This window comes from Candidatus Pelagibacter sp. HIMB1509 (assembly GCF_052047855.1).
Classification (GTDB): domain Bacteria; phylum Pseudomonadota; class Alphaproteobacteria; order Pelagibacterales; family Pelagibacteraceae; genus Pelagibacter.
The window spans coordinates 1,108,943-1,133,021 of sequence record NZ_JBNAIU010000001.1 but is presented as its reverse complement, the minus strand read 5'-3'; the positions used below and the strand labels follow the sequence as shown (position 1 = coordinate 1,133,021).

The 24,079-nt window shown below is 27.4% G+C and carries 38 protein-coding genes and 1 tRNA gene; 19 read left to right on the top strand and 20 right to left on the bottom strand.

Annotation, left to right across the window (positions count from 1 at the left end; all coding sequences use genetic code 11):
* Positions 1–21: 21 nt before the first annotated feature.
* Genes ACTTBO_RS06160 through ACTTBO_RS06135 form a run of 6 tightly spaced genes read right to left on the bottom strand, consistent with a single transcriptional unit; the run spans position 22 to position 5,770 of the window.
* Complete coding sequence (locus tag ACTTBO_RS06160) at positions 22–459, bottom strand: hypothetical protein (protein ID WP_440656844.1); 438 nt, start codon at positions 457–459, stop codon at positions 22–24.
* Entirely contained in the window at positions 456–4,127 is a 3,672-nt protein-coding gene (locus ACTTBO_RS06155) for a S8 family peptidase (protein WP_440656843.1), read from the bottom strand. The genes ACTTBO_RS06160 and ACTTBO_RS06155 overlap by 4 nt, the downstream gene beginning before the upstream one ends.
* Positions 4,127–4,642, bottom strand: coding sequence for a hypothetical protein (locus ACTTBO_RS06150; RefSeq protein ID WP_440656842.1), 516 nt, complete (start codon positions 4,640–4,642; stop codon positions 4,127–4,129). The genes ACTTBO_RS06155 and ACTTBO_RS06150 overlap by 1 nt, the downstream gene beginning before the upstream one ends.
* The gene (locus tag ACTTBO_RS06145; protein WP_440656841.1) at positions 4,599–4,940 is read right to left on the bottom strand and encodes a hypothetical protein; all 342 of its coding nucleotides are present in this window, start codon (positions 4,938–4,940) and stop codon (positions 4,599–4,601) included. The genes ACTTBO_RS06150 and ACTTBO_RS06145 overlap by 44 nt, the downstream gene beginning before the upstream one ends.
* The gene (locus ACTTBO_RS06140) at positions 4,933–5,490 is read right to left on the bottom strand and encodes a hypothetical protein (protein ID WP_440656840.1); all 558 of its coding nucleotides are present in this window, start codon (positions 5,488–5,490) and stop codon (positions 4,933–4,935) included. Before ACTTBO_RS06140 ends, ACTTBO_RS06145 begins: the two co-directional genes overlap by 8 nt.
* Complete coding sequence (locus ACTTBO_RS06135; protein WP_440656839.1) at positions 5,480–5,770, bottom strand: hypothetical protein; 291 nt, start codon at positions 5,768–5,770, stop codon at positions 5,480–5,482. Before ACTTBO_RS06135 ends, ACTTBO_RS06140 begins: the two co-directional genes overlap by 11 nt.
* A gap of 222 nt (positions 5,771–5,992) precedes the next feature.
* Between ACTTBO_RS06135 and ACTTBO_RS06130 the strand changes: the two genes are divergently transcribed.
* The 11 genes from ACTTBO_RS06130 (at position 5,993) to ACTTBO_RS06080 (ending at position 12,655) form a co-directional block, all read left to right on the top strand.
* On the top strand, positions 5,993–6,751 hold the full coding sequence (locus tag ACTTBO_RS06130) for a PD-(D/E)XK nuclease family protein (protein ID WP_440656838.1): 759 nt from the start codon (positions 5,993–5,995) through the stop codon (positions 6,749–6,751).
* Positions 6,738–7,040 carry a hypothetical protein gene (locus ACTTBO_RS06125; protein WP_440656837.1) on the top strand — a complete coding sequence of 101 codons (303 nt, stop codon included), beginning with the start codon at positions 6,738–6,740 and terminating at the stop codon, positions 7,038–7,040. Before ACTTBO_RS06130 ends, ACTTBO_RS06125 begins: the two co-directional genes overlap by 14 nt.
* A 2-nt stretch (positions 7,041–7,042) precedes the next feature.
* The gene (locus tag ACTTBO_RS06120) at positions 7,043–9,601 is read left to right on the top strand and encodes a hypothetical protein (protein WP_440656836.1); all 2,559 of its coding nucleotides are present in this window, start codon (positions 7,043–7,045) and stop codon (positions 9,599–9,601) included.
* A gap of 201 nt (positions 9,602–9,802) precedes the next feature.
* Positions 9,803–10,129 carry a hypothetical protein gene (locus ACTTBO_RS06115; protein ID WP_440656835.1) on the top strand — a complete coding sequence of 109 codons (327 nt, stop codon included), beginning with the start codon at positions 9,803–9,805 and terminating at the stop codon, positions 10,127–10,129.
* Complete coding sequence (locus tag ACTTBO_RS06110) at positions 10,126–10,269, top strand: hypothetical protein (protein WP_440656834.1); 144 nt, start codon at positions 10,126–10,128, stop codon at positions 10,267–10,269. The genes ACTTBO_RS06115 and ACTTBO_RS06110 overlap by 4 nt, the downstream gene beginning before the upstream one ends.
* Positions 10,269–10,613, top strand: coding sequence for a hypothetical protein (locus ACTTBO_RS06105; RefSeq protein ID WP_440656833.1), 345 nt, complete (start codon positions 10,269–10,271; stop codon positions 10,611–10,613). The genes ACTTBO_RS06110 and ACTTBO_RS06105 overlap by 1 nt, the downstream gene beginning before the upstream one ends.
* The gene (locus tag ACTTBO_RS06100; protein ID WP_440656832.1) at positions 10,613–11,461 is read left to right on the top strand and encodes a hypothetical protein; all 849 of its coding nucleotides are present in this window, start codon (positions 10,613–10,615) and stop codon (positions 11,459–11,461) included. Before ACTTBO_RS06105 ends, ACTTBO_RS06100 begins: the two co-directional genes overlap by 1 nt.
* Positions 11,454–11,750, top strand: a complete 297-nt coding sequence (locus tag ACTTBO_RS06095) for a hypothetical protein (protein ID WP_440656831.1) — start codon at positions 11,454–11,456, stop codon at positions 11,748–11,750. The genes ACTTBO_RS06100 and ACTTBO_RS06095 overlap by 8 nt, the downstream gene beginning before the upstream one ends.
* Before the next feature lie 30 nt (positions 11,751–11,780).
* The gene (locus ACTTBO_RS06090; protein ID WP_440656830.1) at positions 11,781–12,092 is read left to right on the top strand and encodes a hypothetical protein; all 312 of its coding nucleotides are present in this window, start codon (positions 11,781–11,783) and stop codon (positions 12,090–12,092) included.
* Positions 12,093–12,130: 38 nt separating this feature from the next.
* Positions 12,131–12,373: a hypothetical protein gene (locus ACTTBO_RS06085; protein WP_440656829.1), complete on the top strand. Its 243-nt coding sequence runs from the start codon at positions 12,131–12,133 to the stop codon at positions 12,371–12,373.
* Between the two features lie 3 nt (positions 12,374–12,376).
* Positions 12,377–12,655, top strand: coding sequence for a hypothetical protein (locus ACTTBO_RS06080; protein ID WP_440634477.1), 279 nt, complete (start codon positions 12,377–12,379; stop codon positions 12,653–12,655).
* 2 nt (positions 12,656–12,657) lie between these two features.
* Here ACTTBO_RS06080 and ACTTBO_RS06075 read toward each other — a convergent pair whose 3' ends face one another.
* Both ACTTBO_RS06075 and ACTTBO_RS06070 read right to left on the bottom strand, forming a co-directional pair.
* Complete coding sequence (locus ACTTBO_RS06075; RefSeq protein WP_440656828.1) at positions 12,658–12,894, bottom strand: hypothetical protein; 237 nt, start codon at positions 12,892–12,894, stop codon at positions 12,658–12,660.
* Positions 12,895–13,008: 114 nt separating this feature from the next.
* Complete coding sequence (locus ACTTBO_RS06070; protein WP_440656827.1) at positions 13,009–13,308, bottom strand: hypothetical protein; 300 nt, start codon at positions 13,306–13,308, stop codon at positions 13,009–13,011.
* 132 nt (positions 13,309–13,440) lie between these two features.
* On the opposite strand from ACTTBO_RS06070, the gene ACTTBO_RS06065 reads away from it, so the two are divergent.
* The 6 genes from ACTTBO_RS06065 to ACTTBO_RS06040 all read left to right on the top strand — a co-directional run bounded on the left by ACTTBO_RS06065 (position 13,441) and on the right by ACTTBO_RS06040 (position 17,395).
* Positions 13,441–13,632, top strand: coding sequence for a hypothetical protein (locus tag ACTTBO_RS06065; RefSeq protein WP_440656826.1), 192 nt, complete (start codon positions 13,441–13,443; stop codon positions 13,630–13,632).
* Positions 13,633–13,657: 25 nt separating this feature from the next.
* Positions 13,658–13,909 carry a GIY-YIG nuclease family protein gene (locus ACTTBO_RS06060; RefSeq protein WP_440656825.1) on the top strand — a complete coding sequence of 84 codons (252 nt, stop codon included), beginning with the start codon at positions 13,658–13,660 and terminating at the stop codon, positions 13,907–13,909.
* The gene (locus ACTTBO_RS06055) at positions 13,909–14,067 is read left to right on the top strand and encodes a hypothetical protein (RefSeq protein WP_440634481.1); all 159 of its coding nucleotides are present in this window, start codon (positions 13,909–13,911) and stop codon (positions 14,065–14,067) included. Before ACTTBO_RS06060 ends, ACTTBO_RS06055 begins: the two co-directional genes overlap by 1 nt.
* A 6-nt stretch (positions 14,068–14,073) precedes the next feature.
* Complete coding sequence (locus tag ACTTBO_RS06050; protein WP_440656824.1) at positions 14,074–14,529, top strand: hypothetical protein; 456 nt, start codon at positions 14,074–14,076, stop codon at positions 14,527–14,529.
* A gap of 30 nt (positions 14,530–14,559) precedes the next feature.
* On the top strand, positions 14,560–15,156 hold the full coding sequence (locus ACTTBO_RS06045; RefSeq protein ID WP_440656823.1) for an HD domain-containing protein: 597 nt from the start codon (positions 14,560–14,562) through the stop codon (positions 15,154–15,156).
* Between the two features lie 370 nt (positions 15,157–15,526).
* Entirely contained in the window at positions 15,527–17,395 is a 1,869-nt protein-coding gene (locus ACTTBO_RS06040) for an AAA family ATPase (protein WP_440656822.1), read from the top strand.
* Positions 17,396–17,613: 218 nt separating this feature from the next.
* On the opposite strand, the gene ACTTBO_RS06035 is transcribed toward ACTTBO_RS06040, so the two are convergent.
* The 6 genes from ACTTBO_RS06035 to ACTTBO_RS06010 form a co-directional block, all read right to left on the bottom strand.
* Positions 17,614–17,778, bottom strand: a complete 165-nt coding sequence (locus ACTTBO_RS06035; protein WP_440656821.1) for a hypothetical protein — start codon at positions 17,776–17,778, stop codon at positions 17,614–17,616.
* Positions 17,765–17,944 carry a hypothetical protein gene (locus ACTTBO_RS06030; protein ID WP_440656820.1) on the bottom strand — a complete coding sequence of 60 codons (180 nt, stop codon included), beginning with the start codon at positions 17,942–17,944 and terminating at the stop codon, positions 17,765–17,767. The genes ACTTBO_RS06035 and ACTTBO_RS06030 overlap by 14 nt, the downstream gene beginning before the upstream one ends.
* 72 nt (positions 17,945–18,016) lie before the next feature.
* Positions 18,017–18,253: a hypothetical protein gene (locus ACTTBO_RS06025; protein WP_440656819.1), complete on the bottom strand. Its 237-nt coding sequence runs from the start codon at positions 18,251–18,253 to the stop codon at positions 18,017–18,019.
* A complete protein-coding gene (locus tag ACTTBO_RS06020; RefSeq protein ID WP_440656818.1) occupies positions 18,253–18,426 on the bottom strand; it encodes a hypothetical protein in 174 nt (57 codons plus the stop codon). Before ACTTBO_RS06020 ends, ACTTBO_RS06025 begins: the two co-directional genes overlap by 1 nt.
* Positions 18,427–18,603: a hypothetical protein gene (locus ACTTBO_RS06015; protein WP_440656817.1), complete on the bottom strand. Its 177-nt coding sequence runs from the start codon at positions 18,601–18,603 to the stop codon at positions 18,427–18,429.
* Positions 18,603–18,920, bottom strand: a complete 318-nt coding sequence (locus tag ACTTBO_RS06010) for a hypothetical protein (RefSeq protein ID WP_440656816.1) — start codon at positions 18,918–18,920, stop codon at positions 18,603–18,605. Before ACTTBO_RS06010 ends, ACTTBO_RS06015 begins: the two co-directional genes overlap by 1 nt.
* Before the next feature lie 24 nt (positions 18,921–18,944).
* Between ACTTBO_RS06010 and ACTTBO_RS06005 the strand changes: the two genes are divergently transcribed.
* On the top strand, positions 18,945–19,241 hold the full coding sequence (locus ACTTBO_RS06005) for a hypothetical protein (RefSeq protein ID WP_440656815.1): 297 nt from the start codon (positions 18,945–18,947) through the stop codon (positions 19,239–19,241).
* A gap of 3 nt (positions 19,242–19,244) precedes the next feature.
* Here the strand turns inward: ACTTBO_RS06005 and ACTTBO_RS06000 are convergent, their stop codons facing one another.
* From ACTTBO_RS06000 to ACTTBO_RS05990, 3 genes are read right to left on the bottom strand one after another with little or no spacing between them, the layout of a single operon-like run.
* Entirely contained in the window at positions 19,245–19,844 is a 600-nt protein-coding gene (locus ACTTBO_RS06000; protein WP_440656814.1) for a hypothetical protein, read from the bottom strand.
* Positions 19,845–19,846: 2 nt separating this feature from the next.
* A complete protein-coding gene (locus ACTTBO_RS05995; RefSeq protein WP_440656813.1) occupies positions 19,847–20,221 on the bottom strand; it encodes an HIT family protein in 375 nt (124 codons plus the stop codon).
* Between the two features lie 23 nt (positions 20,222–20,244).
* Positions 20,245–21,255, bottom strand: coding sequence for an HNH endonuclease (locus tag ACTTBO_RS05990; RefSeq protein ID WP_440656812.1), 1,011 nt, complete (start codon positions 21,253–21,255; stop codon positions 20,245–20,247).
* Positions 21,256–21,526: 271 nt separating this feature from the next.
* On the opposite strand from ACTTBO_RS05990, the gene ACTTBO_RS05985 reads away from it, so the two are divergent.
* A tRNA-Met gene (locus ACTTBO_RS05985) sits at positions 21,527–21,603 on the top strand.
* A gap of 50 nt (positions 21,604–21,653) precedes the next feature.
* Here ACTTBO_RS05985 and ACTTBO_RS05980 read toward each other — a convergent pair.
* From ACTTBO_RS05980 to ACTTBO_RS05970, 3 genes are read right to left on the bottom strand one after another with little or no spacing between them, the layout of a single operon-like run.
* Complete coding sequence (locus ACTTBO_RS05980; RefSeq protein ID WP_440656811.1) at positions 21,654–22,667, bottom strand: hypothetical protein; 1,014 nt, start codon at positions 22,665–22,667, stop codon at positions 21,654–21,656.
* A gap of 29 nt (positions 22,668–22,696) precedes the next feature.
* Entirely contained in the window at positions 22,697–23,497 is an 801-nt protein-coding gene (locus ACTTBO_RS05975) for a class I SAM-dependent methyltransferase (protein ID WP_440656810.1), read from the bottom strand.
* A 44-nt stretch (positions 23,498–23,541) separates the two neighbouring features.
* Positions 23,542–24,069: an adenine phosphoribosyltransferase gene (locus tag ACTTBO_RS05970; RefSeq protein ID WP_440656809.1), complete on the bottom strand. Its 528-nt coding sequence runs from the start codon at positions 24,067–24,069 to the stop codon at positions 23,542–23,544.
* Between the last annotated feature and the right edge of the window lie 10 nt (positions 24,070–24,079).

The following is a 24,079-nucleotide window of genomic DNA, read 5'->3' as shown; positions in this document are numbered from 1 at the left end:
TTAAAATGCTAAAAAATATATTTAATTTATTATCCACCGCTTGTTAACTAAACATAAATTATAAGTTTTATGTTTGGATGCGCCATTTAAATTAATAAGAGATTGGATTATTCTACAATAATTCTCATCTCTATAATAACTTGCTATCACCTTTGTTTTGCCTGAAGACATTCTTTCGTTGCTATGCCATGAAAAAAACTCACCATTTTTTCCATAATTTAAGGCCAAATAGGTTGCATCTGTATGTAGATTAATTTCTTTTTTATTAAGATTAAAATTCACGTATCCATATATATCGAAAGCTAAAAATAATAATCCAGCTGAAGTTTCACCTGCAAATTTACCAATTGTTGGACTAACACTTGATTGAACTTTAACTACTTCTTTGTCAGGATAACCAAGGTTATTTGATGAACAACCGACTAAGAATAAAAAAGCAAAAATAATTAATTTTTTCACTTTTTATCAGAATTTATTGGTTCAAATTTGTCTGTTTTTAAATTGTAAACAAGTCCGTATTTTTCAACTGGATTTTTTTTAACATTAATATTTTTAAGTTTTCCATTCTCATCAAAACATTTAGGATTTTTAAACCACAAAAGTTTACAAGCAAAGTTTACTTTTTTAGTAAAAGATAAGTTAACATTTAATCCATCATTATCCCTTTGTCCTGATATATCTTGCCTATATTCAGCTGTGAAATTAAAACTTGGATCAAATAATTCCTCACCTTTTTTATTATAAAAAAATCCAAAATTCTTTTCTAGAGTATTTGATGATAAGTCACTTGTTAAATTTTTATAATTTATAGAACCATCAAGATTAACACTTTCAGCTAATTCTAAATTCATTTCTCCTGATTGTATATAATTAGGCACAGAAAATGACCAACCATAGGAATTATTTTTATCTTTATTAATTTTATAAGCTAACCGGTATGAGTTTGTATTAAGATCAGAAAAAGATTTAATTAAACTATTAGATTTTGTATTTATTTTTGTTTTACCCAATGAGTAATCAAAACTTACAATGTTATTTCCCAATAGATAATCAAAACCTACATTTCCTGAATTACTAATATTATTTTTACCAACACCTAAAGCTCCATTAGAACTATTTCCAAGCCAGGTATTTTGTTCACTTAAATGAGAAATAGAAGTTTTTATTTTGATATTATCTCTTGGAAAAAAATCTTTTCCAACATTTAAAGAGTAGTCTCCATTTCCATTTTCATTTGTATAAAAACCTAAATTATAATTTTTATCTAAAGAATATTGTCCTCCTTGAGAAAATGATCCATACATTTGATTTAAAGGTAAAAAATAATTATTTTTTTCTGAAATCATTTCAATATCAGAATATTTCCTTTTATCTTGAATGGTAAAAGAACTACCAATTTCTAAATAGTAATTTCTATCATAGTCATCCAAAACCATAATTTTTAAATTATCTAGATTTGAAGGCAATGCAGTTCCTGTTGAAAAGTAAGTGTTTTGTAGATTTATAGTTGGATGATCCACTCTACCTGTTGTTGGTATACCTAAGGCTCCTTGAGGATTTGTTGCCTCATCTAAATCTAGTAAGCCTTGCCCATGAATATTTACATTATAATTTTGTAAATCTTTGTTTGCGGTATTCATTACTAGTTTAACTAGATTGTCACCTTTCATATATGGCCACATTTGATTTAAAACTCCAAAAGCTCCTGTTACATGCGGAGCCGACATTGATGTTCCACTTAATGAAACATATTCGTTGTTGGTGATACTACTGTAGATGTTTGTACCAGGGGCCAATATATAAAAATCTGATATCCTATGTTTATCATTACAAGTGTTATCTGAAGTATTAATATCTAAACAGACATGACCAGCTTTGTTTCCAGAAACTCCAACACCATTCCAATCTCCAACAATTACCATTTTTCCACCTAAAATAAGTTTGCCATTGTCATCTACTTCAGTTGCCCAAATTCCTGGATCTCCAGCATGCTCAAATCCATAATTACCAGCTGAATTTACTAAAATAATGTCGTTATCAGTTGCAGTTTTATAATATTTAGAACTTCCAGTATCATTGATGTATTGACCATCAAATCTCATTTTAGAAACAAGCTCTTCAGCTTTAAATGTTCCATCACTTAATTTTGTTGTTGTTTTTCCCTCTCTATCTAAGAATAGTTGAGGAGAGTTAAAACTCATATTGACTGCAACAATATTAAGCTCCTCACCACCTTCAGATTTTGGAGATTTTAATTTTGCAAAATCTTTTAACGCGTTCTGAGCTTGGCCTTTGCTTATAAATCCATTACTGAATCTATCGACATTTGCTCCAACCAATTTTGCATCATATGCAACACCGTGAACATTATTATTTCTTAAAAGTTGATTACCGTTGTATACACCTGTAATGAGTTTACCCTCATCATCAAACGCATCACCATCTTTATTAGCTGCCATTATACCAGCTACATGAGATCCATGCCCTTGTGTAATTTTTAAGGTATCTCTATAGAGATCATAATTTTTGAAATATAGGTATTTATCTCCAAATTCTTTATGATTGATATCTTGATAGGTGTCTATTACGCCAAGTACAGTTCCTTTACCGGTCCAACCTTTTGAATAAGCAGAGGCAGCATTAATGATATCTAAACCTCGATTAGATTTATATTCATAAGTTTTATGATCATCAATATTGGAACTTAAACCAACCGTTTTTTGACCTAAATTGATGTCATTATTAGTATATTCATTAGATACGAGCTGTTCAGAAATAATAGCACCTTGATCAGTAACAGTAGAAATTTTTTCTGATGTTTGTGTGTCTATTAGAATATTTTCTGATCTATTTTCAGTTTTTAAAATTTTTTCTATCCAATCCCCATAAGTAGTTTCTTTATCTTTTTCAATTATTTCATCAGAACCATCTTTGTAAAAATTTTTCTCTCTTTTTATTTCTACTAATACTTGTCTCTCTCTTTTTTTTATTAAATCAGTGTAATGTCTTGTTTTGAATATTTTTTTTGTAACTGGAATTGTAGTGATGGTATCTACAAATCGCTTAATTGTTACAATAGCTTTATTATCTTTTAAATTTTTTCTAAAGGTAGTGTCTCTTGAAATTGTTTTAGTTATTCCTGATCCTTCAGTGATTTCTTCTATTAGCTCAAGAGAGTCTTTAAATGTAGTCTCTGTATATGTTTCACTTTCTTCAATTGTTTTATTAGTTAAAGGTTCCAAACTGACAGTTTTTACTATTGGATTATCGCCTTCTTTTTTTTCTATCTCTTCAGTAATAATTGGTTTTAATTCAGATATATTTGAATTGATTTTTTTACATACTGGCTCTTCATCAACTGTGCTTCCATTTAAATAATTTATTCTTTTGAAGGAGCATTTAAAATTAGTTGTTTCCTTAAAATTTTTAATTTTAGTACTTTTTGTTCTATTTTCTTCACCACCTCCTTTAAATATTGGAGACCAACTTGTGTAAGAAATTTCAGGATCACTCGAATATTCTCTAGTTTCTTGTCTATTTTCCTCAATAATTAATGTTTCTTTAATTACTTTCTTTGAAACAACTTGTTCAGCATTTAAAAACTTTTCAGTTTTAATTATTTCATCAGCTTTTTCTTTTTGAGCAACTTTATTATAATCCGCAAGGGTAACACTTCTACCTTTTGAAACTTTTTCTATAATTGGTTCTACATCATTGATTAAATAAAGATAAGCAGCATAGGCTTCTTTATATGATTTAGAGTTATATATATTATATTTTTCATTATCATTTTGTTGATTGATTAAATCTTCAGTTTGTAACCAAAGTTGCTCAGTTTGATTTAATATACTTAAAAGATCATTTGCTTTCTTAATATCTTCAGAGTTTGGACCTGTAATCACTGCTGATAAAGATGAGTACTCACCGTTAGAAATAATATTTTGAAAATTACTAATTAAATTCGTGTAATCAGAAATTATTAATTCACTTCCATTTAAATTTGTTAGATCTTGTTCAATAAAATTTGAAATAACATTTACAGCGGATCCACCTCCGCCACCACCTCCGCATGCAGATAAAGACAGTGAAAAAATAGATGTAGCTAAAATTTTTTTAAATCTATTCATTAATTAAAAAATTTTTTATCCTCAGGTAGTTCGTAGTAATGAAAGCCCCAATCTAAAGCCCCAACACGTTTGCAAGCTGTAAGCGTTTTACTTCTTATTCTTTTTTTTATCTGTAATTGAACCTGATAGTCTCGACAGTAGCCTGAACTAATAGGGTGAGTGAAGATTATTCTTATTTTACCCGATGCCTCTCTTGTTGTGCTGTACCAACTAACAATTTCAAAATCCTCTGCATTGTTAAGTGCATAGTAAACAGCATCTTTATGTTGTTTTTTTTCTTTTCTATTAAATCCAGTTAAGTTCCAAAATCTAAAATCTAGATATTGCATCTCATTATAACCCCAACGCATGAATTGATATTGAGCTTCAGTGCTTTTGTATTGAGGGGGCAGCATGAAGTCTTTCTTTAAAAGGATTTTATGATGACTAATTTTTTTTGTGGGTACACCACATTGAGCAACGAAAATAAAACTAATTAACGCCAGAATAACCCGGAACAATTTCGTAACCTCCATCTAATTTGTGACAAGCTAAAGATCTTTTCTCGACTAATTTTCCACCTAAAGGAATTTGATAAGTAAAAAAATTACAACTATCCGCAATACCAGCTTCTTTTAAAATATTTTTAACACCATCATTGCAAACAACTTTTTCTTCAGTTTCTTCTTTTATTAACTCGCCATTTTCATTAACAGTTTTGATTAATGTTGTTTCAATATTGCAGTATTGATTTTGTTCTTTTGATAGACTTTTTGAACTATTTGAAAAATACAACAGAACAAATAAAACAATGATTAAGAGATTTTTAATCATTATTTAAAACCTCATTAATCTTTGTTTTTAGGTTATTAGCTTTTGGTTTTTGAACCAGTTTCTTGTCAGCTTTTATTTCTTGTAAAACAGCTTCAACGTGATCTTTTGAAACTTTTAACCTTACATAGGCTCTGTAGGATTTATAGTGAGTAAAAAATACATCAACTTTATCAACGATGTAATAACGAACTAAGGTATCTTTAATTACATTTTTAATTTCATCCTGAGCATTAGCGTCAATAGATAGATTTTCATTTAATCCTTCCTCATTTTTAATAATGAGTGATTTACTATTCATCTTACCGTTTATTCGATCAGCCAACTTTGCTTTTGCTAAAAGAGTAGATTTTTTAATAGCAAGCTCAAGATCGGGTGAGACACTTGAAGCTGTCTCATACATCCAAGACTTATCTTCACGATCAAATTTTATATACCATTTAGGAGTTTTGGTTAATTCTCCCTTCTTGGACATATCATTCTTAACCGTATAAGTACTACATTGATTTAATAGTAAGCTTAGCAGTATTAATATAGATATTTTACTGAACATCTTTTTTGTCTTCCTCTCCTAGTGGAAATAAATAAAAGAAACCTTTTAGTTTAGTTTTAGTTACCGTGTTTTTGGCAACGTCAATAGTTTCTTTTGATTTGTTATATGCACTTTGCCATTGTTCTTTTTGAAATTTTTTTGTTTTACAAATTTCTTGTTTAACAAAAGTGATAATTTTATTTTCTTTATTTTTTTGTTTGCATTTTTCTTCAGCAGTAACCATATTGTTTATAAAAAAAGAAAAGCAAACAATTAAGATTAAACATATTTTTTTTTTCATTTTTCTCCTTTTTAAAAATTACTATTCCACAGATTCTGAATCCGTCAACCAGGGCAAGAAGTGAAATTTTTAAATTTATTTTTCACTTAGAAATTAAAAATGTTTTTTTTGAATTTTTTTGAGTGAAAATAATTAAAAATTATTTCACGCTCCATGAGGTTGACAGATTTCAATTCTGTGTAATTCTGTTTACGTATAAACAATTAATAAAGGAAAAACTGAATGTATAATGATTATCAAATCGTCAAAAATGCTTATAATGAAGAGAAGAAAAAACTATTTAATTTAGAAAGAAATTTTAAATTGAAACAAGATTATTTTAATTTTTCACCTAGTGAATTTGCATTTGGATTTGAAGGTTGTCAGAAATGTTTTTACGATAGAAAAGTGAATAAGCTCGAATTAAAAACAGCTTTTCCCTCAATATTTTCTAAAATTGATTTAGTTCACAAACATTATTACCATAATAAATCTAGCAAAGTTATTTCTGATGAACTTGAGGAAGGTGTTATTTTTACAGATCACAATAAAATGTTAAAATCTGACGTTCTTTATGATTTAAAGGAAAGACCATTTACTATGGGTGGAAAAATTGATGCATATATTAAACATAAAGATAGTTTTACCATAGTTGATTTTAAAACAACTAATATCAATGAAAAAAAAATTGATACCTATGCAACTCAGCTACAGAGCTATGCTCTGATGATGGAAAATCCAAAATCTGGAAGTTTAAAATTAGAACCAGTCAAAAAGCTTGGAATATTTTGTTTTGAACCAAGCAGCATAAAAGATGCTAAAAGTACTGATTGCAATATGGTTTTTGATACCAAATGGTTTGAAATCAAAAGAGATGATCAATCTCTATTAAAATATATCACTAAAATCCAAGATATCCTTTATGCAAATGATGCCCCTCCATCAAGTTCTTCATGTGGAACTTGTAAATATAGAGAGGAGATTTTGAATGCAAATAGATAATAATAAACGAATAGAAATTAAAGCCATGGAAGTGGTGGCTTTTATATTAGAACAATATGATAAAGAAAAAATAGATAAAGATATTGATTTATGTGCTGAGTTAGTGCTGATTTCGAAAATAGTAATGACACGTTTAAAAAAAAGATACAATTTAGATTTTAAAAGAAATAATTTAATTGAAGAGGCAAAAGCTAAAATCATCAAAGATATAGAAAAAGATGAAGCATACGATACCTTGGTCCATTTGGTTCAAAACTTTAAAAGAATAAAAGAGGAAAGGTTAAATTAAATATGTGGAAATTTTTAAAATACAGATTCAATAAAGCCTTTGAACAAAATTTATTTAATTTGGTTTTATTTTTAATTGGTATTAGTGTTGTTGGAATTTTATTATTTTCTACACTTTTTTTTGCATTACAAAAAATAGGGCTACTTGGTGATGATAACTTTTTTACAGCTACCGTTTGGCAAGCGTTTAATTTATTTTTTGATCAAAATGCCATTTTTGGTTTAGATGTAGATAAAAATAACTTCTTTGATTTTTTCTTTAAATTTAATGTAACAATATTTGGTATTTTAATTTTTTCAGCGTTAATTGGAATAATTACAAATTTTATTTCTAATAAAATTGAGTCTTTAAGAACAGGTAAAACAAAAATTGAGGAAGAAAATCACATTATCTTTTTTAATTTTAGCAGAAGGCTCATTCCTTTAATTTCTGAACTTTGCAATGCTTATATAAAAGAAAAAAAATCCTTTGTAATTGTTAGTAATGAAGAGCCATTAAAGGTTTTAGAAAAAATTAATAACGTAATTAAAGTTCCAAAAAATATTACTATTGTTGCACGAAAAGGTTACGCTTGGCAGAAAAGCTTACAAGAGAGAATAAATTTAGAAAAAGCAAAACAATTAATTATTTTAAAACCCGATGTAAGTGAAACTTTTAAAACTGAACTAGACTGTGATGTGGAAGTAGGTAAAAGCTTCGCCTCTTTACTTGGAAGTGATGCTTGGCAAAAAAATCCATGTAAAGTTCTTGCTGAATTTCATGATGAAATGAGAGGCTTTTTATATTTAGATTTTTGTCGAGATTTAATTGTTAAACAAATGAATAATAAAGGTTTCTCTTGGCAGGATCCTGACATCATCAGCTCTGCTAATTTAAAAAATACCTTACTTTCACAGTGCACCAATACTCCAGATTTATCGGAGATCTATGATAATTTATTTGGTTATGAGGGGTCTGAGATTTACTTTGTAAATCCTAATGATCAAAAATATTCAGATATTTTAAAAAAGAATATCGGTAAAACGATTAAAGATTTTAATGCTCTTTGTGACAATATTATTGTCATAGGTTTTTATCTAAACGACCAAAAACATAATATTACTTGGAATAAGATATTTATAAATAGTCCTAAAGATTTTCCACTATCTGATAACTTTGGTCTTATTTGTATTGCTAAAAATGAAGATCAAATTTTACAGGAATTAAATAGCATCGAAAATCAAGTAAAAGAAGTTGCAGATATTAATGCTAATTTTAAAGAGGATAACAAAGACATCAACATTGCTATGTTTGATTACAGTAAAGAACAAGATAATCTTTATCTAATTGAACTTTTAAGGTCAATAATTGCAAGTAATTATTATAATAATTTAAAAGGTATAAAAGTTTATAAAGACAAAATTGAAAATAATTTATCTGACAAAAAGTTTTTACCAACATCACCTGACTATGAAATAAATAAAGATCAAAAAAATCATTCTTTATTGGGATTAATTTTTCATACAGTAAATATTGGAGAGAAAAATAAATTTGATTTACAAGTTTATGTTATTAACAAAAACTCTAGCCTAAAATCATCAATTAACGCTGGTGATTATATAGTGAATGCTGTTTCTAAATCAGAAATTGATAATTTAAAAAATAAATCTGAAAGTGAATTAAGGTATAAATTTAAACCCAATCTTCAAAATCAATTTAAGCAACATGTTGGAAAATTAATCGATGACAATGATGAAATTTATTTAATCATCAAAAAGCATAAAACTCAAAAAATAGAATTTATTGAAATTAAAAAAGATCAAATCTTAAAAGATCAAAAACTAGTAAATGATGAATTTAATTTAATTCAAGCGAACAGACAAACAATGATTAACGATTTAAAGGACAACGTTAATTTTGAGGAAAAAGATTTAAATGAGCTAACAAAAGACATGGGCCTTGGAACTGTATCTGAATACGAAAATGATAATTGCTATATTTTCTTCAATGAAACCAATCAACAAATTCAAAAATTTAGAGAAAACCCCACTGAAGATCATGTTATGATCAATAATTTTGTAGGCTTTTCTAATTTAAGACTTAGCGATGGTAAAATGGCTGATCACTCAATGATTACTGAGATTAATGGTTATCGAAGTAAAAAAATCCTAGAAGACTATAAATCGAAATATTTTAGTCCTTATATTGGTAATGATGTAATTGAGATGAACTCTATTATCAGTAAATATATTGCAGCGGGTACCTTTGATATTAAAAATACTAGATTAATTGATCTTTTATTTAGTAGAGCTCACACCATTAAAGCTCATACATTGGTTGATAAAGAACTAACTGCTACTTTCTGTGAATTAGAAAAACACTTTCAAAATAAAAATGAAACTTTAATTGGAATTATTGATTATGATTTTGATGAAAATCAAAAAAGAAAAATTAAAAACATATCTATCAATCCTAAGCAAACAGATAAAATTAAACTAGATCAAGGAGACAGGTTAATAACTATTGCAAACTTTAATGATTTAGAAATGGTTAATCAAAGTAGATATTTGCATATATTATAATAAACTAATGACTAAATATGATCTCAAAAATAAGCTAAGATTCCAATTAAGTGAAGATATGAGGGAATTTGCTATTATAAATAATCTAACTGAACAAGATGTAATAAATATTAGACACTATAAGTTAATACCTGAACCTCATCTTAGTTTTTTAACAAATTTATTATATGATAAGAATTTTGAATTTTACAAAGAGAAACAATGACCGATAAAACAAAAATTAGCAAAGAAAGATCTTTAATCTTTAGTAAACGTTTCAACAAGTGGTTAGAATACGATGGTTGGAACACACTTACAGGTAAAGATGATTTGAAAGATGTTTGTGATGAATTAAATATGACACGAGCAGAAGCAGAAAATTTAGTAAAAGAAAATACTATTGCAAAAGTTTTTAGAGATGCTCTTGATGAAATTTTAAATGAAACAGATGAAGATTTAGAAGAGTATGGAGATATGGCACATAGATTCTATGGTGAGGAAGATGACAAATACAATGAGTGGTATATTAATAAGATTAATAATCAATGACATACAAAAAAAATATATTTATAGAAAAATTAAGTAATGAGGTTAAAAATCAATCTGGCATTCCAGGTGAAATTGATGAAATTTTTTTAGATTTAATTGGGCAGCATGAAGTTTCTAAAACCATTCAGGAGACAAAATAATGTCAGAAGATCTAAATTTACACGTAGAAGCTATGAGAGCTTTATTTAAGAAAAGATTTAGTGGAGGAATTGAATATCCTCTTGGAGATAAAAGTCCTGATATATTTAAAGGTAAGGATGATATTAATATAAACGAAGTTGATTGGAGTGATGAAATTATTGGATTTAATTATGTTGATGAATTTCCTGTAGATTTATCGAACTACATTAGTGAAAAAAAGTTAGCAATTGAAACTGTAGAAAAAATTATAGAAATCTTTAAGCAAAAAACAAAAAACTTTGATGAAAGAATTTGGCATAGATTAGAAACAATTTTAGATCAATGGGATGATTATATCTCTTGATGTTTAAAACTATCCCAAAAGTAAATCTTAAAGAATATTTCCAAGTTATTGAGAAAAAAAAATCTGGATATTATCCATTTAATTTACAACTTAAAGAAATAAAAAGACTTAATGGAGGTGAGTCCAAAGGTATTTATGCTATTTTTTTTAAAGATAAATTAGTCTACATAGGATTGCATCACGGAAAAGGCAATGTTGTGGATCGTTGGGAAAAACATATAAAAAGTTTTACATCTAGATTTTTACCTCTTAATTTTTTATCGGCCGATAAAACCAAATACCCTGATAAGAAAAATAGTGAGTTTACTAAATTTTATAAAAATTTTACTTATAATAAATTGATTGACTATTATCAAAAGCTTCAAAATGATAATGAAAAAATTATAATAGAAAAAATTTTATCAGAACATATTAAATTAAAAAAAAGTGAATTAAAAAATAAATATAAAAATATTCTTAAAAAAGATCATGAAATTTTTATATTTTTAAACAAAATTACATTTATTGATGATAAAAAAGTTATTCAATTATTAACAAACGAAGGTTCAAATACTACAATCAATAGATTAAAATTTTGCTTACAAAATTGGGACGAGTTTAAAAAAAAAGATAATAAGAATATTCTAGACCATTTTGAATGTGTTTATTTTAGATATGTAGGTGATAAAAAAATTTCAGAAAAAATATTAGAAAATCAAGTAGAGAAAAAATGTATTAAAAATTTTAAACCTATAGCTAATGATGAATTTAATGAGGAAAATTTAAAAAATTATAAACAAATAATAACTTCAAATGATCAAATAATTAAGATAAGCTCATTCTTAAATAATCTTGAAATACATGAGTAATTTAAAAAAATTAGAAGAACTTCATAAGAAATTAGAGAAAATCAACTCTGAGTATGATCCAGAAATGAATTTTGAAAATGAATTACTAGAACATCTAAAAAATAAATTTCCAAAAGAATATAAATTAACCATTGAGGCTAAAAAAAAAGATGAACCTGATGAGGACCCAGAAGACATTACTCCTGGAAGAATAGGTGAATATATGGGTGACAGAGAAGATGAATTTATTACTGAATATGAGTCAGCGCTAAAGAATTTAGTTGAAAGTGGATCAGATTTAGATTTTTAAAAGAATAAGAAGCTATTTAAAAAAAACTTAATGGATAAAAAAGAGTTAATAAATATTTTTAATAATCATTACCCTCAAGATGTAACATTGGAAAAGATTAATTCTGAAGAAGTTGATTTAGGAGAGTATGTAGACGAGTTTGAAGATGTACTTAAATCAAGGCTCAATGTTGTAGATGATTTTGGTTTGCAGGGTGAAGATTTAGAACACAATACTAAAATATTTAATAAAATTAAAAATTTAATAAAAGAGATAAAACTAGATGAAATAGAGCGTAAAGACCTTTTAATTGACAGGTTGGAGTTATTTTTACAAAGAGATTGCTTTGTTGATTGTAAGTGAATGATAGTTTGTTATAAAAAAAGCAAAGGTTAGGATAAATGACTTTTGAATATAAAAAACTCGGTAAACTTCAAGATCACTTAGAGGCAGAAGCAACTGAATGGATAGAAAGTTATATCAAGGATCTACATGGAGTTAATGACTCGGTAGAGCTTACAAAAGAACAAATAAGCGAAATTGATAAAGCAGCTGAGGATGAGAAATTAGATAACTATGTAGGTTTAGCTCTGAGAAATATAGTTCAAGCTTGGTATGACCACAACGAACCTGATACACTTTAAATCGTGAATAAATTTGATCAATTATACAAGAAATATGAAGATCTAGTTTCCGAGGGTACTTTTGATGGCGATGCTAGAGACAAAGTAGATACAATTCTTCAAATGATTTATGATACTGATGATTTGCCATCAGGCATTTATCAAAGCTTAAAAACTGATGAAGAAAAAGATATTTTTCTTAAAGACTTTGCTAATGCTTGTGATGAAATGATGAAAAATCCTGTATGTGATACAGATGATGATTACAAAGCTATTTCAGAGCAAGTTAAAATGTTTAGATAAAATTAATCATCTAAATTATCAAACCAATCATTAACAATGGCCAAGGCTTTTGCTTGTTCAACTTCTGGAAGTTGTTCGATGTAACCTACTATTTGACCAGGTGAGGGTATTTCTTCTTCTGGATTTTCAAGTTCAGTTAATGCTTTCTTAAAGCAATCTTCAAAATTTTCTTTTAGTAATTTTGCTAATTCTTCTTCACGATCTACACTGAATACACTATCCTCGTAAATCTTATCCATTATTTCACTTACTCTTGTAAATAAATTTCCCATAATTAAATCATATATAAAAATAAAGATTATTTGAAGAAATATATTTAAATTTGATTTTGTGTTTTAAATAAATATTAAAAACTAAACGTGTGGTTTTATTTTTTTGCCATAGAATCTTGGTAATAATTGATCTACAGCAGCACCACTCCATATAGAACCAGGAATATCATGATATAATTGAAAGAGTTCAAATTTATCAACATTTTTATACTCAGGTGTGTTTGCTATTTCCTCTATGAGAGAGTCAAAAATATTATATAATTTTTTATCTATTATTTGATTAAATTTATTTAAAAACTTATTTTGTTTTTCTGTTAAATAAACATCAATAAAATAATCACTACTAGTACTGGGCACTTGAACTTTTATTTTTTTATCCATTATTAACTCCTTTTTAATGAATATAATCCTATAGATTTTAAATCTGTCAACTGGGGTAGAAGTGAAAACCATTAATCATTATTTCACTGTATCCTAGGTTGACGGATTGAGGTTCTGTTTTATGATTAAATTATGAAAACATATAAACCTTTTAAAATAAAAATAAGAAAAAAATCTACGTATAAATCAATAAGATTTAAAAAACCTAAACCTTATAAAAGGGGCAGGTTATTAAAAAGTGGGATTATACAACATATGAAAGTATCAATTACTGGTAGAAGGTATTGGACCCCAATAATAACTAAAATTGATAGACCTGATTAACTAGTAATAATTCAAACCTGATCTTATGAAAATTAAAGGTAATTATATTTTTAAAAATAAGGAAAATTTAACCTTGTATGTAGGTACATCAAATGATTGTATAGGCAGAATTAATAATCATTTTTTTAAAGACAAAAATAATTTTAATAAAGATATGATTAAAGATACCAAATATATCAATATTGTAATTTCTAATATAAACAGTGAAAACTCTACTTTAGAGCAAAGTTTATTTAAAAGATTAAAACCCATATTTAATTATAGGAAGAATAAATAATGGAAATGAAAGATTATGAATTTTATGTGACCTTAAAAGATGGCAAGGCGTTTAAGGTTGTTCAAAAAGGAAGAACAATGTCTGAAGCTAAGCAAGCTTTGGAAGGTCAATATTCGGATGCAAAAACAATTATTTTAACTAAAATGCCTACTTATTAAGATTTTATGACTAAACTTAGAAAACCATTATCAATTGAAAGTATACTATCAGGGGTAATTAAAGATCTAAATGAGGATAATGTTAAGGAGCTAACTGGAAAATCGCTATCTCATTTTAGAAAATGTAGTGATCCAGATGATAAAGATCATAATTTACATTTTATTGATGCAATTAAATTAGATCTGATTTTACAAAAAAATCAAAAGGGAACTCCATTTTTAGATAATTTTGAAACATTATTAAATGAAGAGTTAAAAGACATTAATAGCTCTGACAATATTTCCAATACTTTAATTAACATTGGAGGAAGAATAGGGGATTTAATGGATGTAACGAACGAGTCTTTAGATCCTAAAAGTCATAGTGGTGAAAAAATAAGTGATATTGAAAAGGATAAAATTCATAAGGCCATAAAAGAAGTAGAAGAGAAGATGGCAAGATTAAAATTGTCAGTTAAGTAAAAAATTATCTTAAAATTCTATAAAGATTAAATGATAAATAAAGATAGATATCGAAAAGCATTAATATTTACTTTTGAACTTCATTCAAAACAATTTAGAAAAGATACTAAAATTCCTTATTTTTTCCATTTATCATCCGTAAGTAATCTTGTTATTGAAAATGGAGGAAACACAGACGAGGCAATCGCTGGGCTTTTACATGATGCTGTTGAAGATCAAGGAGGTGAAAAAACTCTTAAATTAATTAAAAGGAAATTTGGCAATAAAGTTGCAAAAATAGTAGAAGATTGCACTGATACAAAAGTGACTCCTAAACCTCCATGGCTGGAGAGAAAAAAACAATATATTTTAGATTTAAGTAAAAAATCTCAATCATCATTACTAGTATCAATTTGTGATAAAACTCATAACGCATCTTGTATTGTCAATGACTACGATCGGATAGGAAAGAAGCTGTGGAAAAGATTCAATGCCAAACCAACAAAAATTTACTGGTATTATGAAAGCCTACTAAAATGCTACAATAAAAATCTTAGAGGAAATAAAGTTCTCAAACAAAATTTTAAAAAATTAGTTTCATTAATCAAAAAAATTGCAAAAGATAAAACTACTAAAAGAAAGCATTAATTAATAAGAGTCCATAGATATATATTAAACAGCAACTTACTTAATCCCAATGTAACCTATTATATTTTATCAGAACTCAGCCCATCCCAACAAGTTATGTAAATTAATCAAAATCTTAATTTTTTTTAGTAAATAGCTATTGATATTTTATAAAAATAAATGTAATCACGTTTCAGTTTACTTTTATGTAAATAATATTTAACTTTTTGCTAGTGTTTTAAGTTAGATGTACGGCGTCAAAACTAGCCCGTTCGCATAATAGGTAATTGCTAGGCCCAAGAAACAATAATCACGAATCACGAACCAATAATCATTTTTCCGCTCTGTCATTAGACCGAGTTACATAAATTTTAATACGAGGTAATTACAAATGAATATTGATGAGTATATTTCAAAAGGTTTTGACATTATTCCATGTCAAAAAAATTCAAAACAACCAAAGGGCTTAAATTGGCAAGATCAAATCACTGATAAAAATAACTTTTCAGAGAATGACAATATTGGACTACATCTTTTAAATTTTATAGATATTGATATTGACAATCCGTTTTGTCACAAGTTTTTAGATCAAATTAAATCTAGAAGTAATTTGATCTATGGAAGAAAATCCAATCCTAACTCACATATTCTTTTTAAAGGCAAATCAAAATTTAAAAAATGGTCATTCCCTAAAGAGTTTGAGAATTATTTTTCTAAATTTGACAAAAAGGGAACTATTCTTGAACTTAGATCTGGGAAAGGAAAACAGTCAATTGTTCCAGGATCAATTATTAATGGTGAACCAGTAGAATGGAGCAAGTTTGATACTGCAACAGAGTACAATGGTAATTTAGAGCAAGATTTAAATTTAGTTGTTTTTGCAACTATATTGTCAGTTATCTATCCAGCTGAGGGGAATAGAGATCAATTTTGTTACGCTGTTGCTTGTGTATTAGCTAAGTGGGGTGGATGGAGTGCTGACAAGATAAATCAATTTATTGAGAGGCTTTCAGAAGTTAACAATGATGACACTTTTGAGAGAAGCAATAAAGGCTCTCATGCTCATGATCAAATAGCTAAAAATCAAAAGATAATGGGGCTAAAAACGCTTTCTGAAATTACAAATGTTTCAGTTGCTGCAATTAAGGACGTTTTTAAAATAATTGATATCTATGGCAAAGATAAAGATGAAGACAACCAAGTTCAAGATCTAAAGATGTATGACCTTCAGGAATACTTTAATTTAGATATTCAAAAACCATCATTTATTATTGAAAGACTAATTAAAGAAAACTCAATTAATTTTATTTCAGGACCTAAAGGTAATGGTAAAACAGAATTCACTTTAGGTCTCACTCATGCTATTGCATCAGGAGGAAAGTTTTTGAGGTACACGGCTCACGAACCAAGGCCAATTATATATGTAGATGGAGAGATGGACCCATTTGATATAAAGGAAAGGTCTATTTCTTATACTCAAAATAAATTCCCAGATCCTTATTTTTTTAATATTATTAATTACTCTCACCAAAAAGATCAAAAGTTACCAGATATTAAATTTAAAGAAGGTCAAGATTTAATTCTTAAATCTATTAAAGAAATAGAAAATAAAACAACTAAAAAACCTGTTCTTGTTCTAGATAACTTAAGATCTCTTTCAAATTATAAAGAAAATGATAGTGACGAATGGAGACCTATTGGGCTTTGGTTATTGCAACTAAGAGCTCTTGAGATTGTTACAATTGTAATTGATCACCATGGTAAAAATTCTGATGGGGGGCCTAGAGGATCTTCTTCTAAAACAGATTGGGCAAATGTTTCATTATTTGTGAATTCAGTGCAGAAGGGTAGAACAAAAAATAAAATCAGATTAAGATTAAAATTTGATAAAGCGCGAGGGCTTAGACCTGATGAAACTGAAGATTTTGAATGTGAATACGATTTTAATGGGAATTGGGAAATTGCTCAGATACCTCAAAACATAGAAGTCGGAAATATCTGTAAACAAATATTTGATATATATGAAGATGCAAAAATCGAAAAGGAAAAGAAATTAGAGGACCTTAAATATCAATTACGGATGAATGAAATTAATATTCCACAATATAGGCTAGAAGAAAATGCTATAAATAAGAAGTATAAAGTATCCCAAAAAGATATTGCTAAAAAACTTGATATGGCTGTAGGCAAGGTTAACAAAATATTAAATGAATATTATTCTACATGGATGAAAAATAATCATCCAGGGGCTTATGAATGAATGAACATAATAATAATATTCATTCATTCATTTTATGCAGGGTGTTTAAAATGAATATTTTTTAGACCTCTTTACTTGAGCCCTTAAAGCAAGTTATTGACCTCATTTGACCTTATTATTTCAAATAAATAATAAATAACTTGAATTTTAATCGGTCAAGGATCCGTGATCCGTGAGCAATGGTACATGTTCCAAGGCCCACGAACTACGAACTATTGTTATTTAACCTTTTTTTTAACTATATGAGAACTACTAATCTCTTTAAAAGTTCTAGTGTTTTCTATCTCATAAGCATCAACAATTGCCTGATGAAAAGGGGTAATAGGTTTTCCAAGTTTTATTTGTAGTTTTATATAATCATATAACTCTTTAATAGTTGCCATCTTCACCTCCATCTTTGTTTTTGATAAAAGTAAGATTTACTTCCTTAGTCGTTGTGAATTGTTCAGCTTCAACTGCATCAACAATAGCTTGTTCAAATGAGTTGATTTCTTTGCCTTCTAGCTGATCTTTTTTGATTAGTTCGTAGATACCTTTAATGGTAGCCATATTGCCTCCTTTAGCGTTAATATTTTATATCCGAAGCAAGTAGAGTTTTTTCTAAATCACGGATAATTAATTTTAATCAAAATAAATATTATAAGCAATAAATATTTCAACAAATAGAAATAAAGGTATACCAATCGTTTCTATAAAATAACTAAAATCTTTTTTAAGTTCTTTAAATTTAAAAATATTTGCAACAAGTCTTAAAATTATGACTAAATTAAATATAACATAAAAAGCTATAATTAAATAAATAAACCAATGTGAGAAATCATAGTTCCAAATTGACTCAAAAATACTCCTTAAGGACATTAATGCAAAACTCTATCTAAGACTTTAATATTCACTTTCTGCATTCCTTCTTCAAAGTCATAATAAATCTCAACTTGATCATCTGGATCAATAGTTTTTAAAACTAGTTTGATGTACTTATCTATAGTTTTTTCAGGTGTGTTTTCTGTGAAGTATTTTTGGAAGGTTTTCATTTAGTTATTTGAAACATTTTTTGCTTTACCAATTATAGCATCTATTTCAGTATGGATCTTTTCCATATAAGCAAATTTTTCAGCTATTTCTTGATCAGTCCACCCATTATTTTTCATTTGTTTTATTTTCTCTGGAGTTGCTTTTGGATGGTTAATTGTATCAAGCACGTTTTTCATTAATATAAATCTAATTTGTGTTTTATTAATCCTTTATAAAGGCCTGCCTTAAACTTTATATCGCCCCATACTGAACGTTTAGGTAAGTAAGTTTTAAGATCAGGATTTATCTTTATTAAATGGACTAGTTCCTTGTTTAATTTTTCAAGTTTAGAAATTAAAATTGCATTAAGCTTTCTAGTTCGCATTCGTCTATAATCTTTTTGATCTACAGGTGTTGTTGATCCACAATACGTACAGTTATCTAGCATTATATCTGTTCTTTTATTACAAGATAAACAGTTGAAGAATTGATTATAGTGACCTTTATATGTCATGATATAATACAATATAACATTCTAATGGAACTACTTGTAGCTTATTTTTTCTGTTTTGCTTTTTATGGTATTATTTTAAATCTTATAAATGAAGATGATTTTAAACATAAAAAAATCACAGAGTATGTAAATAATTTTTTTTTAATATTAATCGCAATATCTATAATAACTTTTTTATATTCTGCTTTTAGTTACGATTCATGTTACAGAGATAGTATATCTTGCCAAATAGAAAATGTTTTAGCTGGTTCAATAGTTGGTTTTTTTAGAGCATTACAAATATTTTTTTTTCCTACTTATTTTTATTTTCAATATTTTTAAACTTTAAAATACTTTAGCTAAAATCATTTGATTATAATGATTTTTATAAAAAATATTGTTTAAAGGATTCTTAATAATTTTAATCTTGATTTTAGAATTATTATATCTTAGCCAAATGTTACTTTCATCAATAGTAGCAACCCTTAACCCAATTTCTTTACTATTTAATTTATCATTTTCTTCCTTTGTAATAACAGTTGCAACTGCAAACTTATCATATAGTTCTCTGACAATTTTTTTATTTGGTTTTTCTATTTTCCACAATTTTTCTATTAAAAGTCTTTGAGGATAAGTATGTTCATGTCTTAAATATTTGCCTAATTTTCCAACTGATGAAGAATTATTTTTAATAAATAGTTTATACGCTTTTTCACTCCAAAATGGACATCCTTTAAATTTACCAAAAGCCTCACTATATTTCCAAATACTTCTACCCAATAACTCTCTTGTTATTAGGTTATTAACTTTTTTACCTTCGAGACTATATTGATCTAGTGTTTTTATTCTATGTTCTAAAATATTGACTGCAATATCGATAGTTGAATTTATCCAATCACTAGGTGCTGAACCTAATCTTCCTAACTCAAAAGGTCTAGTGTCCATATTTAATATTTTTGCTTAGATGAAATAACCCCTCTCACTCCACCTCTCGGATCGTCAACATCTCCTTTTCTTCGAGGAATTAGATGAATATGAAGATGCATAACTGTTTGCCCTGCATCTTTTCCTTGGTTAATCCCTATATTGAAACCTGTAATAGACTGATCATTTGCCATTAAAGTTTCTTTTTGAAATTTAATAACATCATAAAGTTGAAGAATATCCTTATGCCTTAAATCAAAATAAGATTTATTATGATTATTTAAAATAATTAGTGTGTGATCTTTGGTTACTGGGTATGCATCTCTTATTACATAAAAGATATCATCCTCGTAAATGATGTTTAGTTTTTCTTTATTACAAAAAATACAATCACTCATAAAAGATTATAAAACATAAATTCCTAAAATATTGAAGATCCTTTTTGTTCTGGAGACCAAGTATGAACCAATATATCTTTAGCTTCATTAAAGCATTTTTGTAAAAACTTTCTTCTTATATCTTTAGTTTGTCCTGTTTGTAGCATAATCGTCTCTTTTAGGGGATGATGACTAGAACAAAAATATTCATTTCTTTTATTTAGACGTTCTAATAATTCAACTTTAGGAAGTTTTGCAAACTTACCATGTTCACCCTTGTTGCAACTGCCACATGCTAAAACTAAATTCCAAATACCATCAATATAGCCAGAAAAATTCTTACCCTTTAAATAATGTGGAAAAAAGTGATCAACATCACACAAATTTTCTGAATGATTAATGATTGAAATATAATCAAAGCAAAAAAAACATTTACTTTTTTGGTAACCATTAAGGGCATTACGTGCTGATGTAACAGTGGATCTATCTATTGAAATATTTCCACTTACATCATCATATTTAGCCTGGTGCAGACGTATTGAAGTACCAACCTTCCACGCAGTTTCAACTAAAGACCATCTTGCCTCAACCTCATTAGAAAAATTCTCACTTTCTTGAAGTTCTAAAAGATTATAGAAATTTTTAGTTAACCGAATACCTTTGTTGGTATTTCGTTCATCAATATAAAAAAGATTATCAATAGGTTTTTGATTAACAATATGAAATCTATCGATCACGTTTGTAAATCCTAACTTGGATGTAACTAGATTTCTTTCATCTTCACTTATCTCACCATTGTTAAATCTTTTCAGATTTTCTAAAAATTTACTATTTTTTGATGTTATTTGTTTTTCATTAACTTTTAAGTGTTCACATAAATTTTTACTAAATGGCACTGCAAGAGCATCGATTTTGATTAAATCGTCATTATTTTTAGATAGTTCAATTAAAGATTTTGCTAACGCAAATTTATATGAAGCTGTATTTTTGCCGTATAAGATTATTGATCTCCAAAAGCTTGGTAATGATAAATCACTTTCGAAAAAAGTGGGCATTTAAGAAGATTACCAAATCCTGAACGTTGAGTCTAACTTATCTGTTTTTGCTAAAGGTCAATATATAAGCAACATTAGACTTAAGTTAACACTTAAAATTAATTAATTATTAATCTAATTTAGAATTAAATTTGGGACCCTTATTTTTGGTCCACGCATGGTCACACAGCATTAGTTTAGAATAAAATAATCGCTTTTAATTTTATTTTTTTATACTATGTTGCAAACAAAAAACGTTGTGATTGTTGGACAATGTTTACGATTAAGTAATGGCGGGGTAGCTCAGTTGGTTAGAGCGCGGGACTCATAAGCCCGAGGTCAGTGGTTCGATCCCACTTCCCGCTACCATTCTAGAAGCATTAGTCTGTTTTGCGTCTCTGAGGTGTCAATTATATCAGTTACTGAATATCGTTTTCATCTATGATGCCATCATTGTTTGCATCTAGATTGACTGTAGTCCAGCCACTATCCCTTTTTCCTATATTAACACTCTCAACGGTCTCATTTAGTTGTTGTTCTAATTGAGAAAGGCTTGCCGTTGCAGCATCTAACTCTTTTTGAAAGTTGTTTAAGTTTTGATTTTCAGTATTTAATTGATCTGTATTTGTATTTAATTCAGACTGAGAGTTATCTAGTGAATTTTGAGTATCTGATATTTGATTTTCAATAGAAGTTTTTTGGTTATTTAAATCTTCAATCTGTTCTTCAGTTAATTCTGTATTTGTTAATTCTTCATTAATTTGATTAAGCCGGGTATTCAATTCATCTATTTCATTTTGCAAAGTATCGATTGATCCATTTAATTCTGAAATTGATTGATTTAAGTTATTAATAGTTAACTCAATTGATTGAATTTGATTTGGCAGTGAGCTAATTAGAGAATTAGTTAATTGAATTTGATTTTGTAATTCTAAAATTCCAGTTTCTTGTGGAGTGCCAAAATTAGCCTGTAAAGCACCAATTGAAGCATTCAATCCCAGGCTTTTTGCAACTTTTACATAAGTTGAAACTTTTTGACCGTTATTAATTTTTGAAACATTCTTATCAAAATTTTCTAAAGCTTTTTGTATTTGTTGATCATTTTTTGCTTTTGCTAATTTGTTCTCAAGTTTTCTAGTTTCTTTTAAAGACTTGTTGATCGCTTTAACTTTCTCTTTCTCTTGTTTGCTAGCTCCTTTAGGTGCTTTAACATTTTGAGTTAATGATTTAGTTTCTTCTTTTGCAGCTTTCTCTGCAGCCTTATCTTCAGACTTTGCAGATTTAGACTCTGATTTGCCTAAACCTGATGAAGATGATGAGCTTCCAGAATTTGAACTTGATGAAGAGTTATCTTTGCCACCTTTGTCCTTTTTTGCGTAAACTGGAGAGATTGATAATAAAAGTATAATTAATAGTGTGAAAATTTTTTTCATGAAAAAATAACTCAAATTCTATCTATAGATTATTTAAAAAATTTTTTTAATTTTAACGCATTTATTATAAATGTTGGGTAGGTAAAGTTATTCTTTAAATTGAAATAATTTTTAATTTTAAACAAAATCGACCCTTCATCCAATTTATTGCGAAACTCTATTGGTGAAGTTGTTTTTTTTGAATTATTGATAAAAGAATTTTTCTTACAAAGTTTTCTATTTATATGAAAACTTACAATACTTTCAAAAAATTCAACTTTATAAATATATTTTTTTAATGAATATTTAAAATCAGGTATTCCAGGAAATCTAGTATTTATATCATCAACAATTTTCTTTGCGTAATTTATAAAAGAATATTTGCTTGGGTTATACCAATTATGTTTTATATAACTTGCATGAACATCTTCAACAATTAACATACCATTATCTTTAATCATTGGAACACATTTATTAGTTGTAATTGTCTGTTGATAATTTGTATGACCTCCGTCATCAAGTATTACATCTACTTTTCCAATTTTTTTAAAAAAATAATTCCAAAATTCTTCTTTACTTTGATCTCCAATATAAATTTCAAAACCATACTTCTCAAATCTTTTAACATCTGGATTTAAATCTATACCAATAATCCTCGCTCTTTTGCCAAATAAGTTTCTCCACATAAAAAGTGATCCACCAGAAAAAACTCCAATTTCCACAAAAGTAATGGGCTTATTTTTAAATTTTTTTAATAATAAATCGTAAATATGAAAGTAATTTTTATGTTTTAAGCAATAATATTTACTTTTAATAAAATGTTTATATGTTTCAGTTTTTTTATAGGACATAAAATTATTTTAAATTCATTTATTCATAGCAAATATTATTTAATTTAATGACCTGGAAAACTAATTAAATTTTCAACACTATAACCAGATTTTGAGAGTTTATCAGAGCCTCCAAGATCAAACAAATTTATAACAAATATAAACGCTGCAACTTTACTTTTTGAAATACTTACTAATTTAGCTGCTGCTTCAGCAGTTCCACCAGTCGCAATTAAATCATCTATTATTAAAACCTTATCATTACTATTAAAAGAGTCTTTGTGAACTTCTATGGTTGCAGTACCATATTCAAGTTCAAAGTCTACAGAATAAGTATCGGCGGGAAGTTTATTTTTTTTTCTTAACATTATAAATGGTTTTTTTAGATTATAAGAAACAGCAGAAGCAAACACAAATCCTCTAGATTCGATTGCTGCAATTTTAGTGAAATTATATTTTTTAGATCTTTCAATAATTTGATTAATTGTTTCAGCAAAAGCTTCCTCATTTTTAATTAGAGTAGTTATATCTCTAAATAAAATACCTTTTTTTGGATAATCAGGAATTGATCTAATATGATCTTTTAAATTCATAATACTTAAT

Bases quoted from the DNA above. Each gene is read 5' to 3' on its own strand.
- ACTTBO_RS06155 (WP_440656843.1), bottom strand. From the start codon at position 4,127: ATGAATAGATTTAAAAAAATTTTAGCTACATCTATTTTTTCACTGTCT.
- ACTTBO_RS06150 (WP_440656842.1), bottom strand. From the start codon at position 4,642: ATGGAGGTTACGAAATTGTTCCGGGTTATTCTGGCGTTAATTAGTTTT.
- ACTTBO_RS06145 (WP_440656841.1), bottom strand. From the start codon at position 4,940: ATGATTAAAAATCTCTTAATCATTGTTTTATTTGTTCTGTTGTATTTT.
- ACTTBO_RS06140 (WP_440656840.1), bottom strand. From the start codon at position 5,490: ATGTTCAGTAAAATATCTATATTAATACTGCTAAGCTTACTATTAAAT.
- ACTTBO_RS06135 (WP_440656839.1), bottom strand. From the start codon at position 5,770: ATGAAAAAAAAAATATGTTTAATCTTAATTGTTTGCTTTTCTTTTTTT.
- ACTTBO_RS06130 (WP_440656838.1), top strand. From the start codon at position 5,993: ATGTATAATGATTATCAAATCGTCAAAAATGCTTATAATGAAGAGAAG.
- ACTTBO_RS06125 (WP_440656837.1), top strand. From the start codon at position 6,738: ATGCAAATAGATAATAATAAACGAATAGAAATTAAAGCCATGGAAGTG.
- ACTTBO_RS06120 (WP_440656836.1), top strand. From the start codon at position 7,043: ATGTGGAAATTTTTAAAATACAGATTCAATAAAGCCTTTGAACAAAAT.
- ACTTBO_RS06115 (WP_440656835.1), top strand. From the start codon at position 9,803: ATGACCGATAAAACAAAAATTAGCAAAGAAAGATCTTTAATCTTTAGT.
- ACTTBO_RS06110 (WP_440656834.1), top strand. From the start codon at position 10,126: ATGACATACAAAAAAAATATATTTATAGAAAAATTAAGTAATGAGGTT.
- ACTTBO_RS06105 (WP_440656833.1), top strand. From the start codon at position 10,269: ATGTCAGAAGATCTAAATTTACACGTAGAAGCTATGAGAGCTTTATTT.
- ACTTBO_RS06100 (WP_440656832.1), top strand. From the start codon at position 10,613: ATGTTTAAAACTATCCCAAAAGTAAATCTTAAAGAATATTTCCAAGTT.
- ACTTBO_RS06095 (WP_440656831.1), top strand. From the start codon at position 11,454: ATGAGTAATTTAAAAAAATTAGAAGAACTTCATAAGAAATTAGAGAAA.
- ACTTBO_RS06090 (WP_440656830.1), top strand. From the start codon at position 11,781: ATGGATAAAAAAGAGTTAATAAATATTTTTAATAATCATTACCCTCAA.
- ACTTBO_RS06085 (WP_440656829.1), top strand. From the start codon at position 12,131: ATGACTTTTGAATATAAAAAACTCGGTAAACTTCAAGATCACTTAGAG.
- ACTTBO_RS06075 (WP_440656828.1), bottom strand. From the start codon at position 12,894: ATGGATAAGATTTACGAGGATAGTGTATTCAGTGTAGATCGTGAAGAA.
- ACTTBO_RS06070 (WP_440656827.1), bottom strand. From the start codon at position 13,308: ATGGATAAAAAAATAAAAGTTCAAGTGCCCAGTACTAGTAGTGATTAT.
- ACTTBO_RS06065 (WP_440656826.1), top strand. From the start codon at position 13,441: ATGAAAACATATAAACCTTTTAAAATAAAAATAAGAAAAAAATCTACG.
- ACTTBO_RS06060 (WP_440656825.1), top strand. From the start codon at position 13,658: ATGAAAATTAAAGGTAATTATATTTTTAAAAATAAGGAAAATTTAACC.
- ACTTBO_RS06055 (WP_440634481.1), top strand. From the start codon at position 13,909: ATGGAAATGAAAGATTATGAATTTTATGTGACCTTAAAAGATGGCAAG.
- ACTTBO_RS06050 (WP_440656824.1), top strand. From the start codon at position 14,074: ATGACTAAACTTAGAAAACCATTATCAATTGAAAGTATACTATCAGGG.
- ACTTBO_RS06045 (WP_440656823.1), top strand. From the start codon at position 14,560: ATGATAAATAAAGATAGATATCGAAAAGCATTAATATTTACTTTTGAA.
- ACTTBO_RS06040 (WP_440656822.1), top strand. From the start codon at position 15,527: ATGAATATTGATGAGTATATTTCAAAAGGTTTTGACATTATTCCATGT.
- ACTTBO_RS06035 (WP_440656821.1), bottom strand. From the start codon at position 17,778: ATGGCAACTATTAAAGAGTTATATGATTATATAAAACTACAAATAAAA.
- ACTTBO_RS06030 (WP_440656820.1), bottom strand. From the start codon at position 17,944: ATGGCTACCATTAAAGGTATCTACGAACTAATCAAAAAAGATCAGCTA.
- ACTTBO_RS06025 (WP_440656819.1), bottom strand. From the start codon at position 18,253: ATGTCCTTAAGGAGTATTTTTGAGTCAATTTGGAACTATGATTTCTCA.
- ACTTBO_RS06020 (WP_440656818.1), bottom strand. From the start codon at position 18,426: ATGAAAACCTTCCAAAAATACTTCACAGAAAACACACCTGAAAAAACT.
- ACTTBO_RS06015 (WP_440656817.1), bottom strand. From the start codon at position 18,603: ATGAAAAACGTGCTTGATACAATTAACCATCCAAAAGCAACTCCAGAG.
- ACTTBO_RS06010 (WP_440656816.1), bottom strand. From the start codon at position 18,920: ATGACATATAAAGGTCACTATAATCAATTCTTCAACTGTTTATCTTGT.
- ACTTBO_RS06005 (WP_440656815.1), top strand. From the start codon at position 18,945: ATGGAACTACTTGTAGCTTATTTTTTCTGTTTTGCTTTTTATGGTATT.
- ACTTBO_RS06000 (WP_440656814.1), bottom strand. From the start codon at position 19,844: ATGGACACTAGACCTTTTGAGTTAGGAAGATTAGGTTCAGCACCTAGT.
- ACTTBO_RS05995 (WP_440656813.1), bottom strand. From the start codon at position 20,221: ATGAGTGATTGTATTTTTTGTAATAAAGAAAAACTAAACATCATTTAC.
- ACTTBO_RS05990 (WP_440656812.1), bottom strand. From the start codon at position 21,255: ATGCCCACTTTTTTCGAAAGTGATTTATCATTACCAAGCTTTTGGAGA.
- ACTTBO_RS05980 (WP_440656811.1), bottom strand. From the start codon at position 22,667: ATGAAAAAAATTTTCACACTATTAATTATACTTTTATTATCAATCTCT.
- ACTTBO_RS05975 (WP_440656810.1), bottom strand. From the start codon at position 23,497: ATGTCCTATAAAAAAACTGAAACATATAAACATTTTATTAAAAGTAAA.
- ACTTBO_RS05970 (WP_440656809.1), bottom strand. From the start codon at position 24,069: ATGAATTTAAAAGATCATATTAGATCAATTCCTGATTATCCAAAAAAA.